Below are 11,989 nucleotides of genomic sequence, written 5' to 3' on the forward strand. Positions count from 1 at the left end.
GCTGCGGTTGGACCTGCAGTTGAGGCTGCTGTTGTGGGAGGGGCGCAGCCCCGAGAGGCCGAAGGCCGGTTAGATTTTGTTCATGAAAAGATCAAGCCGGCCTTCGGCCTCTCGGGTGCTTTGCCCCCTCCTACAACAGGCACTGCATCACAGTCCCACCAGCAATCTGTCGCATCCCCCCAATTTCTCGCCCCATTACCGGTAGACCAAAACAGGGTTTTTCTGTAAGCTACAGCTTTAGTGTGTCCACTAAAAGCGCGCAGATGATCAAAGAAGAAGCGGGGTGACGGTCTATACGTCATTCCGCTTTTTTACAACCTGCGATCGCCCTTTCAGGTTTTTTCTACCGGAGGTCTTCTTGACTACGCCAGCCATACTCGCCCTTGCCGACGGCAGCATTTTCCGCGGTGAGGCCATCGGAGCCGACGGTCAAACCGTTGGTGAGGTGGTGTTCAACACTGCAATGACCGGCTATCAGGAAATCCTCACCGATCCTTCCTACGCCCAACAGATCGTCACCCTGACCTACCCGCACATCGGCAACACCGGCACCACGCCGGAAGACGCCGAATCCGACTGCGTCTGGTCGGCGGGCCTGGTGATTCGCGATCTGCCGCTGGTCGCCAGTAACTGGCGTAACACAATGTCGCTGTCCGATTACCTGAAGGCCAACAACGTCGTCGCCATCGCCGGCATCGACACCCGTCGCCTGACCCGCATCCTGCGCGAGAAGGGCGCCCAGAATGGCTGCATCATGGCCGGCGAGAACATCTCCGAAGCCGCCGCCATCGCCGCCGCCCAGGGCTTCCCTGGCCTCAAGGGCATGGACCTGGCCAAGGAAGTCAGCTGCAAGGAGACCTACCAGTGGCGCTCCAGTGTCTGGGACCTGAAAACCGACAGCCACGCCGACCTCGACGAAGCTGACCTGCCGCATCACGTGGTCGCCTTCGACTACGGCGTCAAGCTGAACATCCTGCGCATGCTGGTCGAGCGCGGTTGCCGCATCACCGTGGTGCCGGCGCAAACCTCGGCGGCCGACGTGCTGGCACTCAACCCCGATGGCGTGTTCCTGTCCAACGGCCCGGGCGACCCCGAGCCGTGCGACTACGCTATCAAGGCCATTCAGGAAATCCTCGAGACCGAGATTCCGGTGTTCGGCATCTGCCTGGGTCACCAGCTGCTGGCCCTGGCTGCCGGCGCCAAGACCGTGAAAATGGGCCATGGTCATCACGGTGCCAACCACCCGGTACAAGACCTGGACACCGGTGTGGTGATGATCACCAGCCAGAACCACGGTTTTGCGGTGGACGAAGCGACCTTGCCGAGCAACGTGCGCGCCATCCACAAATCGCTGTTCGACGGCACCCTGCAGGGCATCGAGCTGACCGACAAGGACGCCTTCAGCTTCCAGGGTCACCCGGAAGCCAGCCCAGGCCCGAACGACGTAGCGCCTTTGTTCGACCGGTTCATCGCTTCGATGGCCAAGCGCCGCTGATTGACGCTGCGACTGTAATGCGCGCTGGCCAGGCCCCGGATCTCCGGAGCGAGCCTGCCAGCGCCGCCTGTGAACGTTCAGCGGCTTGCCGACTGACCTGCGGATTCGAGACAACTCATGCCAAAACGTACAGACCTTAAAAGCATCCTGATTCTTGGCGCCGGCCCGATCGTCATCGGCCAGGCCTGCGAATTCGACTACTCCGGCGCCCAGGCCTGCAAGGCCCTGCGCGAAGAGGGTTACCGCGTCATTCTGGTCAACTCCAACCCGGCGACCATCATGACCGACCCGGCCATGGCCGACGCCACCTACATCGAACCGATCAAATGGCAGACCGTGGCCAAGATCATCGAGAAGGAGCGCCCAGACGCCCTGCTGCCGACCATGGGTGGCCAGACCGCACTGAACTGCGCCCTGGACCTGGAACGCGAAGGCGTGCTGGAAAAATTCGGCGTGGAAATGATCGGCGCCAACGCCGACACCATCGACAAGGCCGAAGACCGTTCGCGCTTTGACAAGGCCATGAAGTCCATCGGCCTGGCCTGCCCACGCTCGGGCATCGCCCACAGCATGGAAGAAGCCAACGCGGTGCTGGAGAAGCTCGGCTTCCCGTGCATCATTCGTCCTTCGTTCACCATGGGCGGCACCGGCGGCGGCATCGCCTACAACCGTGAAGAGTTCGAAGAGATCTGCGCCCGTGGTCTGGACCTGTCGCCAACCAAGGAACTGTTGATCGACGAATCGCTGATCGGCTGGAAAGAGTACGAGATGGAAGTGGTCCGCGACAAAAAGGACAACTGCATCATCGTCTGCTCGATCGAGAACTTCGACCCGATGGGCGTGCACACCGGTGACTCGATCACCGTTGCCCCGGCGCAGACCCTGACCGACAAGGAATACCAGATCCTGCGCAACGCCTCGCTGGCGGTACTGCGCGAGATCGGCGTGGAAACCGGCGGCTCCAACGTGCAGTTCGGCATCTGCCCGGACACCGGCCGCATGGTCGTCATCGAGATGAACCCGCGGGTATCGCGTTCCTCGGCGCTGGCTTCCAAGGCCACCGGCTTCCCGATCGCCAAGGTCGCGGCCAAGCTGGCCGTGGGTTACACCCTCGACGAACTGCAGAACGACATCACCGGCGGCAAGACCCCGGCGTCCTTCGAGCCGTCGATCGACTACGTGGTCACCAAGCTGCCCCGTTTCGCCTTCGAGAAATTCCCGAAAGCCGATGCGCGCCTGACCACCCAGATGAAATCCGTGGGTGAAGTCATGGCCATCGGCCGGACCTTCCAGGAGTCCCTGCAGAAAGCCCTGCGCGGCCTGGAAGTGGGCGTCTCGGGCCTGGACCCGAAAGTCGAGCCGAGCAACCCCGATTTCCACAGCATCCTCAAGCGTGAACTGACCGTGCCGGGCGCCGAGCGCATCTGGTACGTGGCCGACGCCATGCGCGCCGGCATGAGCGTGGACGACATCTTCAACCTGACCATGATCGACCGCTGGTTCCTGGTGCAGATGGAAGACCTGATCAAGGACGAAGAGAAGGTCAAGACCCTGGGTCTGGCCGATATCGACAAGGACTTGATGTTCCGCCTCAAGCGCAAGGGTTTCTCTGACCAGCGCCTGGCCAAGCTGCTGGGCATCACTGACAAGAACCTGCGCCGTCATCGCCACAAGCTCGAAGTGTTCCCGGTGTACAAGCGCGTCGACACCTGCGCCGCCGAGTTCGCCACCGACACCGCCTACCTGTACTCCACGTACGAGGAAGAGTGCGAGGCCAACCCGTCGACCCGCGACAAGATCATGATCCTCGGTGGCGGCCCGAACCGTATCGGCCAGGGCATCGAGTTCGACTACTGCTGCGTGCACGCGGCGCTGGCGCTGCGTGAAGATGGCTACGAGACCATCATGGTCAACTGCAACCCGGAGACCGTGTCCACCGACTACGACACCTCCGATCGCCTGTACTTCGAGCCGCTGACCCTGGAAGACGTGCTGGAAGTGGTGCGCGTCGAGAAGCCCAAGGGCGTGATCGTCCAGTACGGCGGCCAGACCCCGCTGAAACTGGCTCGCGCCCTGGAAGAAGCCGGCGTGCCGATCATCGGCACCAGCCCGGACTCCATCGACCGCGCCGAAGACCGCGAGCGTTTCCAGCAGATGGTCGAGCGCCTGAACCTGCTGCAGCCGCCGAACGCCACCGTGCGCAGCGAAGAAGAAGCCATCCGCGCCGCCGGCAGCATCGGCTACCCGCTGGTGGTGCGCCCGTCCTACGTGCTGGGCGGCCGCGCCATGGAGATCGTCTACGAACTGGACGAGCTCAAGCGCTACCTGCGTGAAGCGGTGCAGGTGTCCAACGACAGCCCGGTGCTGCTCGACCACTTCCTCAACTGCGCCATCGAGATGGACGTGGATGCGGTGTGCGACGGCACCGACGTGGTCATCGGCGCGATCATGCAGCACATCGAACAGGCGGGCGTGCACTCCGGTGACTCCGCGTGCTCGCTGCCGCCGTACTCGCTGCCTGCCCACGTGCAGGACGAGGTGCGCGAGCAGGTCAAGAAGATGGCCCTCGAACTGGGCGTGATCGGCTTGATGAACGTGCAGCTGGCCCTGCAGGGCGACAAGATCTACGTGATCGAAGTCAACCCGCGCGCCTCGCGGACCGTGCCGTTCGTGTCCAAGTGCATCGGTGTGTCCCTGGCGATGATCGCCGCCCGCGTCATGGCCGGCAAAACCTTGAAAGAATTGGGCTTCACCAAGGAAATCATTCCTAACTTCTACAGTGTGAAAGAAGCGGTGTTCCCATTCGCCAAGTTCCCGGGCGTCGACCCGATCCTCGGCCCAGAGATGAAGTCCACCGGTGAAGTCATGGGTGTCGGCGACACCTTCGGCGAAGCCTTCGCCAAGGCCCAGATGGGCGCCAGCGAAGTGCTGCCGACTGGCGGCACCGCCTTCATCAGCGTACGCGACGACGACAAGCCGCTGGTGGCCGGCGTTGCCCGCGACCTGATCGATCTCGGCTTCGAAGTGGTGGCCACCGCTGGCACTGCGCGTATCATCGAAGCGGCGGGCCTGAAAGTGCGCCGCGTGAACAAGGTGACCGAAGGCCGGCCGCACGTGGTCGACATGATCAAGAATGACGAAGTCACGCTGATCATCAACACCACCGAAGGCCGTCAGTCGATCGCTGATTCCTATTCCATCCGCCGTAACGCCCTGCAGCACAAGATCTACTGCACCACCACCATTGCTGCGGGCGAGGCCATCTGCGAAGCGTTGAAATTCGGCCCTGAAAAGACCGTGCGCCGCTTGCAGGATCTGCATGCAGGACTCAAGGCATGATCAAGTACCCAATGACCGTCCAGGGCGCTCGCGCCCTGGAAGAAGAACACGCTCACCTGACCAAGGTCGTGCGCCCCAAGCTGAGCCAGGACATCGGCACCGCGCGCGAGCTCGGCGACCTCAAGGAAAACGCCGAATACCATGCTGCCCGCGAGCAGCAGGGTATGGTCGAGGCGCGTATCCGTGACATCGAGGGCCGCATGCAGAATGCCGTGGTCATCGACGTGACCACGATCCCGCACACTGGCAAGGTGATTTTCGGCACCACGGTGGAGATCGCCAACGTCGAGACCGACGAGCGCGTGAAGTATCAGATCGTCGGTGAGGATGAAGCCGACATCAAGCAGGGCAAGCTGTCGGTGGGTTCGCCCATCGCGCGTGCGCTGATCGCCAAGGAAGAGGGTGATGTGGTGGTGGTGAAGACGCCGAGCGGCGTGATCGAGTACGAGATCGTCGAGGTTGCGCACATCTGAGGCAGCGCCTGAACCTCTGTTGCACCGGGCGTGCCCGGTGCAACAGAGGCGCTGTGCCGATCAGTGAAACCGATGCACGTTCGACAGCTGCTTGTTGACCTGCGGATTCTTGCGGTAGATGAGCGCCATCTTGCCGATGACCTGGACCAGGTCGGCGCGGCCGGCCTTGCACAGCCCGGCAATGGATTCCAGGCGCGATTCGCGGTCGAGGATATTGAGCTTGACCTTGATCAGCTCGTGATCGGCCAAGGCGCGTTCGAGCTCGGCCAGCACACCTTCGGTCAAACCATTGTCAGCCACAGTCAAGACTGGTTTCAGATGGTGGCCAATGGATTTGTACTGTTTCTTCTGCTCCTGAGTGAGCGGCATAATCTGACCCTTTGTCTGATCTGTAAAAAGCGGCGGCCAGTTTACCCGAGCGCCCGAGAGTCCGCCCAGTTAATCACGACCGTTATTCGAGGTGCCCTGTGGCCCGCTCCAAGACCAGCCTTAACTGGCTCAAAGAACACTTCAACGACCCCTACGTGAAAATGGCGCAGAAGGACGGCTACCGTTCGCGCGCCAGCTACAAGCTGCTGGAGATCCAGGAGAAGGACAAGCTGATCCGTCCAGGCATGACCGTGATCGACCTGGGCGCCGCGCCTGGCGGCTGGTCGCAGGTCACCAGCCGACTGATCGGCGGGCAGGGCCGGCTGATCGCCTCGGACATCCTGGAAATGGACAGCATTCCCGACGTGACCTTCATCCAGGGCGACTTCACCGAAGCCTCGGTGCTGGCGCAAATCCTCGAAGCGGTAGGAAATACTTCCGTGGACCTTGTGATTTCCGACATGGCCCCCAATATGAGTGGATTGGCAGCAGTCGATATGCCCCGCGCCATGTTTTTGTGTGAGTTGGCGCTTGATTTGGCGGGAAGAGTCTTGAGCCCTGGCGGCGACTTCCTTATCAAAGTATTTCAGGGTGAAGGTTTCGACGTTTATCACAAGACCGTTCGGCAGATGTTCGACAAGGTGCAGATGCGCAAACCCTCGTCATCGCGCGACCGTTCTCGTGAGCAGTACCTGCTGGCTCGCGGTTTCAAGGGCCTGCAGCTGCCAAGCGAGAACTCCCTAGGTGGGTGATAGCTTTTTTCAAATGGCTGAGCCTGCCGAACCTGTTCGATGATTTTGTAGTCTATCGTCACAAAGAGTTACAGACGTCGACTGCAAGACCATGGGATATGGTGTACGTTAAGCCGGTGAAAAAATCATGCGAAGCACGCCTGCGTGGGTTGCGGGTAGCGGGCTTCAGAGGGTAGCGAATTGAACGATATGGCAAAGAATCTGATCCTGTGGTTGATCATTGCGGCCGTGCTGGTGACGGTGATGAACAACTTCTCCAGCCCCAATGAGCCGCAGACCCTCAACTATTCCGACTTCATTCAGCAGGTCAAGGATGGCAAGGTCGAGCGTGTGGCGGTCGATGGCCTGGTCATCACCGGCAAGCGCAATGACGGCGACTCCTTCAAGACCATCCGTCCGAACATCCCGGACAACGGTCTGATCGGCGACCTGGTCGAGAACCACGTGTCGGTCGAAGGCAAGATGCCAGAGCAGCAGGGCATCTGGACGCAACTGCTGGTGGCCAGCTTCCCGATCCTGGTGATCATCGCCGTGTTCATGTTCTTCATGCGCCAGATGCAAGGCGGTGCAGGTGGCAAGGGCGGCCCGATGAGCTTCGGCAAGAGCAAGGCACGCCTGCTCTCCGAAGATCAGGTCAAGACCACCTTGGCCGACGTCGCCGGTTGCGACGAAGCCAAGGAAGAAGTGGGCGAGCTGGTTGAGTTCCTGCGCGACCCGGGCAAGTTCCAGCGCCTGGGCGGGCGTATCCCGCGCGGCGTGCTGATGGTCGGCCCGCCTGGTACCGGTAAAACCCTGCTGGCCAAGGCCATCGCCGGCGAAGCCAAGGTGCCGTTCTTTACCATTTCCGGTTCCGACTTCGTCGAGATGTTCGTCGGCGTCGGCGCCAGCCGTGTGCGTGACATGTTCGAGCAGGCCAAGAAGCATGCGCCTTGCATCATTTTCATCGACGAAATCGATGCGGTCGGTCGTCACCGTGGCGCCGGCATGGGCGGCGGTCACGACGAGCGCGAGCAGACGCTGAACCAGCTGCTGGTGGAGATGGACGGCTTCGAAATGAATGACGGCATCATCGTCATCGCGGCCACCAACCGTCCTGACGTACTTGACCCGGCGCTGCTGCGTCCAGGTCGTTTCGACCGCCAGGTGGTGGTTGGCCTGCCGGACATCCGCGGTCGCGAGCAGATCCTCAAGGTCCACATGAAAAAGGCGCCACTGGGTGACGACGTCAACCCGGCGGTGATCGCTCGTGGTACCCCGGGCTTCTCCGGTGCCGACCTGGCCAACCTGGTCAACGAAGCCTCGCTGTTCGCTGCCCGCAACGGCAAGCGCATCGTCGAGATGAAGGAGTTCGAACTGGCCAAAGACAAGATCATGATGGGCGCCGAGCGCAAGACCATGGTCATGTCCGAGAAAGAGAAACAGAACACTGCCTACCACGAAGCCGGTCACGCCATCGTCGGCCGTGTGGTGCCTGAACACGACCCTGTATACAAGGTCTCGATCATCCCGCGCGGTCGCGCGCTGGGTGTGACCATGTTCCTCCCGGAAGAGGACCGCTACAGCCTTTCCAAGCGCGCGCTGATCAGCCAGATCTGCTCGCTGTACGGCGGCCGTATCGCTGAAGAGATGACCCTGGGCTTCGATGGCGTCACCACCGGTGCTTCCAACGACATCATGCGGGCCAGCCAGATCGCTCGCAACATGGTCACCAAGTGGGGGCTGTCCGAGAAGCTCGGCCCGCTGATGTACGCCGAAGACGAGAACGAAGGTTACCTGGGTCGCGGCGGCGGTGGTCAGAGCGCCAACGTGTCGGGCGAGACCGCCAAGGTCATCGACTCGGAAGTACGCAGCATCATTGACCAGTGCTACAGCACGGCCAAGCAGATTCTCACCGACAATCGCGACAAACTCGACGCCATGGCCGACGCGCTGATGAAGTACGAGACCATCGACGCCGACCAGATCGACGACATCATGGCTGGGCGCGTACCGCGTGAGCCACGTGACTGGTCCGGTGGCTCGGGTGGCCCGACCGGTACGCCGATCACCCCGGTCGACCGTCCGGAAACGCCCATCGGTGGCCCTGCCGCTCAGCTCTAAGCTCAACGTCTAAGGTTTCAAATGTCCTCTGCGCTGTACCCAACCCGGTTGCCTTGCGGCAACCGGGTTCTTGATTTATCCCGCACCCATGTCATGGGTATCCTCAACATCACCCCCGATTCGTTTTCCGACGGCGGCCGTTTCAATCAGCGCGAACTGGGCTTGCAACATGCCCGGGCGATGGTCGAGGCGGGTGCCACGCTGATCGATGTCGGCGGCGAGTCCACGCGCCCCGGCGCGCCCCCAGTGGGCGTTCAGGAGGAGCTGGACCGGGTGCTGCCTGCCGTCGAGGCAATCAGCCGCGAGCTGGACGTGATCATCTCGGTGGACACCTCCACGCCTGAGGTGATCACCGAGTCGGCACGCCTGGGCGCCGGCCTGATCAACGACGTGCGTTCGCTGCGTCGTGACGGAGCCCTGGCAGCAGCTGCAGCCACCGGCCTGCCGGTGTGCCTCATGCACATGCGCGGCGAGCCGGGCAACATGCAGCGCGATCCGCACTATGACGACCTGGTGGGGGAGGTCAGTGCCTTCCTGCGCGAGCGCATGCAGGCCTGCGAGGCCGTGGGCATCCCGGCCGAGCGCATCCTCCTCGACCCGGGCTTCGGTTTCGCCAAGACCCATGCGCACAACCTCAGCCTGTTCAAGCACATGGCCGAGCTGTTTGCCCTTGGGCGGCCGCTGCTGGTCGGGGTGTCGCGCAAGAGCATGGTCGGCCTGGCCCTCGGCAAGCCGGTGAACGAGCGCCTGTATGGCAGCCTCGGCCTCGCCGCCTTGGCGATGCACAAGGGCGCGCGTATCCTGCGGGTACATGACGTACCTGAAACAGTTGATCTGGTCAGAATGATCGAAGCGGTCGAATCGGCCGAATAAGAATCACGGAGCATTGCATGAGCAAGAAATACTTTGGCACCGACGGCATCCGCGGTCGCGTCGGGCAGTTCCCGATCACCCCGGATTTCATGCTCAAGCTGGGCTGGGCGGCGGGCATGGCCTTCCGCAAGCAAGGCAACTGTCGGGTGCTGGTTGGCAAGGACACGCGCATTTCCGGCTACATGTTCGAGTCGGCGCTGGAGGCGGGCCTCTCTGCCGCCGGTGCCGACGTGATGCTGCTGGGCCCGATGCCCACGCCCGGTATCGCCTACCTGACGCGCACCTTCCATGCCGAAGCGGGCATTGTCATCAGCGCCTCGCACAACCCCCATGACGACAACGGCATCAAGTTCTTCTCCGGCCAGGGCACCAAGCTGCCGGACGAGCTGGAGCTGATGATCGAAGAGCTGCTGGACACGCCGATGACCGTGGCCGAGTCGAGCAAGCTGGGCAAGGTGTCGCGGATCAACGATGCGTCCGGTCGTTACATTGAATTCTGCAAGAGCAGCGTACCTACCAGCACCGATTTTGCCGGCCTGCACCTGGTGGTCGATTGCGCTCACGGCGCGGCCTACAAGATCGCCCCCAACGTGTTCCGCGAGCTGGGCGCCAAGGTCACCGTGCTGCACGCGCAGCCTAACGGCCTGAACATCAACGCCGACTGCGGCTCGACCCACATGGAGTCGCTGCAGGCCGCCGTATTGGCCGAACACGCAGACCTGGGCATCGCCTTCGATGGCGACGGCGACCGCGTGCTGATGGTCGATCACACCGGTGCGGTGGTCGATGGCGACGAACTGCTGTTCATCATCGCCCGCGACCTCAAGGAACGTGGGCGCCTGAACGGCGGCGTGGTCGGTACCTTGATGAGCAACCTGGGCCTGGAGCTGGCCCTGGCCGAGCTGGACATTCCGTTCATTCGCGCCAACGTCGGCGACCGCTACGTGATCGCCGAGCTGCTCGAACGCGAGTGGGAGCTGGGCGGCGAGAACTCCGGCCACATCGTCTGCATGCGCCACACCACTACCGGTGATGCGGCCATTGCCGCGCTGCAGGTGCTGCTGGCGCTCAAGCGCCGTGACGAGACCCTGGCCCAGGCGCGCATGGCTGTGCGCAAGTGCCCGCAGGTGCTGGTCAATGTGCGCTTTGCCGGCGGCGTCGACCCGGTCAGCCACCCGGCGGTGATGGACGCCTGCAGCCGCGTGACCGAGGCCATGGGTGGCCGTGGCCGCGTGCTGCTGCGCAAGTCCGGCACCGAGCCGCTGGTGCGGGTGATGGTCGAAGGCGAGGACGAAACCACCGTGCGCGGCTATGCCGACGAGCTGGCAAAACTGGTGAGTGAAGTTTGCGGCTGAATTCGGCTTGCAACCCATGAATCCGTTGGGTAACATCTGCGCCCACTTTGACCGACGAGGTACAGCATGCGTCGCACTATGGTAGCTGGTAACTGGAAAATGCACGGTACCCGCGCCAGCGTCGCTGAGCTGATCACGGGTCTGAGCGCCTTGACGGTGCCGAGTGGCGTGGATGTGGCGGTGTTTCCGTCGTTTCTGCACATCGGTCAGGCGATCGACGGCCTCAAGGGCCAGGCGATTGCCGTCGGCGCGCAGAACGTCGCGGTGCAGCCCGAACAGGGCGCACTGACCGGTGAAGTGGCTTCCAGCCAGTTGGCCGATGCCGGTTGCACGCTGGTGCTGGTCGGTCACTCCGAGCGTCGCCAGTTGATCGGCGAATCGGACGAAGTGCTGATCCGCAAGTTCGCGGCGGCGCAGGCCCAGGGCTTGACCCCGGTGCTGTGCGTAGGGGAAACCCTGGAGCAGCGTCAGGCGGAGCAGACGCTGGAAGTGGTCGGGCGTCAGCTCGGCAGCGTCATCGAAGCACTGGGTATCGAAGTTTTCGCCCGTGCGGTCATCGCTTATGAGCCTGTCTGGGCCATCGGCACCGGCCTCACGGCAACGCCACAGCAGGCTCAGGATGTGCACGCAGCCATCCGTGCCCAGCTGGCGGCAGAGAATGCCGAAGTCGCGCAAGGTGCGCGGCTTCTCTACGGCGGCAGCGTCAAGGCGGCCAATGCGGTCGAACTGTTCGGCATGCCGGATATCGATGGGGGGCTGATTGGTGGTGCCTCCCTGAATGCAGATGAGTTCGGCGCGATCATTCGTGCCGCGGGAAACTGAAAAATGCTGGAAACAGTCGTAGTCGTTCTTCATCTGTTGGGTGCTCTGGGCGTTGTTGCCCTGGTATTGCTGCAACAGGGTAAAGGTGCGGACGCTGGCGCGTCATTCGGGGCAGGTGCATCAAATACTGTCTTCGGAAGCCAAGGTTCCTCTACCTTTCTGAGTAAGTTTACTGCTATACTTGCCGCCAGTTTCTTCATAACCAGCCTAGGCTTAGGTTACTTTGCTAAAGAGAAAGCTCACGCGCTGACTCAAGTAGGTCTCCCAAGCCCGGCAGCGATTGAAGCGCCAAAGCAAAAGCCGGCAGCAGATGATGTTCCGGTGCTTCAAGAGCAAAAGACCGACGTGAAAAACACCGACGTCCCCGCTCAAGAGCAAAAGTAAGACGCAGTAAAGTGGCAAGGTTTCAAC

The 11,989-nt window shown here is 62.1% G+C and carries 10 protein-coding genes; 9 read left to right on the forward strand and 1 reads right to left on the reverse strand.

Annotated elements, in window-relative coordinates; genetic code table 11:
- The first annotated feature begins 358 nt into the window (after positions 1–358).
- From carA to greA, 3 genes are all read left to right on the forward strand, one after another.
- Positions 359–1,495 carry a glutamine-hydrolyzing carbamoyl-phosphate synthase small subunit gene (gene carA, locus SFA35_RS04145; protein WP_320575481.1) on the forward strand — a complete coding sequence of 379 codons (1,137 nt, stop codon included), beginning with the start codon at positions 359–361 and terminating at the stop codon, positions 1,493–1,495.
- A gap of 117 nt (positions 1,496–1,612) precedes the next feature.
- Positions 1,613–4,834, forward strand: a complete 3,222-nt coding sequence (carB, locus tag SFA35_RS04150) for a carbamoyl-phosphate synthase large subunit (RefSeq protein WP_320575483.1) — start codon at positions 1,613–1,615, stop codon at positions 4,832–4,834.
- Complete coding sequence (gene greA, locus SFA35_RS04155; protein WP_320575488.1) at positions 4,831–5,307, forward strand: transcription elongation factor GreA; 477 nt, start codon at positions 4,831–4,833, stop codon at positions 5,305–5,307. Before carB ends, greA begins: the two co-directional genes overlap by 4 nt.
- A gap of 60 nt (positions 5,308–5,367) precedes the next feature.
- Here the strand turns inward: greA and SFA35_RS04160 are convergent, their stop codons facing one another.
- Complete coding sequence (locus SFA35_RS04160; RefSeq protein WP_320575492.1) at positions 5,368–5,676, reverse strand: YhbY family RNA-binding protein; 309 nt, start codon at positions 5,674–5,676, stop codon at positions 5,368–5,370.
- A 98-nt stretch (positions 5,677–5,774) separates the two neighbouring features.
- Between SFA35_RS04160 and rlmE the strand changes: the two genes are divergently transcribed.
- The 6 genes from rlmE to secG all read left to right on the forward strand — a co-directional run bounded on the left by rlmE (position 5,775) and on the right by secG (position 11,962).
- Entirely contained in the window at positions 5,775–6,428 is a 654-nt protein-coding gene (gene rlmE, locus SFA35_RS04165) for a 23S rRNA (uridine(2552)-2'-O)-methyltransferase RlmE (protein ID WP_320575494.1), read from the forward strand.
- A gap of 189 nt (positions 6,429–6,617) precedes the next feature.
- Positions 6,618–8,528 carry an ATP-dependent zinc metalloprotease FtsH gene (gene ftsH, locus SFA35_RS04170; RefSeq protein ID WP_320575497.1) on the forward strand — a complete coding sequence of 637 codons (1,911 nt, stop codon included), beginning with the start codon at positions 6,618–6,620 and terminating at the stop codon, positions 8,526–8,528.
- A gap of 21 nt (positions 8,529–8,549) precedes the next feature.
- The gene (gene folP / locus SFA35_RS04175; RefSeq protein ID WP_320575504.1) at positions 8,550–9,401 is read left to right on the forward strand and encodes a dihydropteroate synthase; all 852 of its coding nucleotides are present in this window, start codon (positions 8,550–8,552) and stop codon (positions 9,399–9,401) included.
- A gap of 17 nt (positions 9,402–9,418) precedes the next feature.
- The gene (gene glmM, locus SFA35_RS04180; protein ID WP_320575506.1) at positions 9,419–10,756 is read left to right on the forward strand and encodes a phosphoglucosamine mutase; all 1,338 of its coding nucleotides are present in this window, start codon (positions 9,419–9,421) and stop codon (positions 10,754–10,756) included.
- Positions 10,757–10,822: 66 nt separating this feature from the next.
- Positions 10,823–11,578 carry a triose-phosphate isomerase gene (gene tpiA, locus SFA35_RS04185; RefSeq protein WP_320575509.1) on the forward strand — a complete coding sequence of 252 codons (756 nt, stop codon included), beginning with the start codon at positions 10,823–10,825 and terminating at the stop codon, positions 11,576–11,578.
- A 3-nt stretch (positions 11,579–11,581) separates the two neighbouring features.
- Positions 11,582–11,962, forward strand: coding sequence for a preprotein translocase subunit SecG (gene secG / locus SFA35_RS04190; protein WP_320575511.1), 381 nt, complete (start codon positions 11,582–11,584; stop codon positions 11,960–11,962).
- The last annotated feature ends 27 nt before the right edge of the window (positions 11,963–11,989 follow it).

The sequence above is a fragment of the Pseudomonas sp. HR96 genome, assembly GCF_034059295.1.
GTDB lineage: Bacteria > Pseudomonadota > Gammaproteobacteria > Pseudomonadales > Pseudomonadaceae > Aquipseudomonas.

Excerpts from the sequence above, each read along its gene's own strand:
- carB (WP_320575483.1), top strand. The coding sequence starts at position 1,613 with ATGCCAAAACGTACAGACCTTAAAAGCATCCTGATTCTTGGCGCCGGC.
- greA (WP_320575488.1), top strand. The coding sequence starts at position 4,831 with ATGATCAAGTACCCAATGACCGTCCAGGGCGCTCGCGCCCTGGAAGAA.
- SFA35_RS04160 (WP_320575492.1), bottom strand. The coding sequence starts at position 5,676 with ATGCCGCTCACTCAGGAGCAGAAGAAACAGTACAAATCCATTGGCCAC.
- ftsH (WP_320575497.1), top strand. The coding sequence starts at position 6,618 with ATGGCAAAGAATCTGATCCTGTGGTTGATCATTGCGGCCGTGCTGGTG.
- folP (WP_320575504.1), top strand. The coding sequence starts at position 8,550 with ATGTCCTCTGCGCTGTACCCAACCCGGTTGCCTTGCGGCAACCGGGTT.
- glmM (WP_320575506.1), top strand. The coding sequence starts at position 9,419 with ATGAGCAAGAAATACTTTGGCACCGACGGCATCCGCGGTCGCGTCGGG.
- tpiA (WP_320575509.1), top strand. The coding sequence starts at position 10,823 with ATGCGTCGCACTATGGTAGCTGGTAACTGGAAAATGCACGGTACCCGC.
- secG (WP_320575511.1), top strand. The coding sequence starts at position 11,582 with ATGCTGGAAACAGTCGTAGTCGTTCTTCATCTGTTGGGTGCTCTGGGC.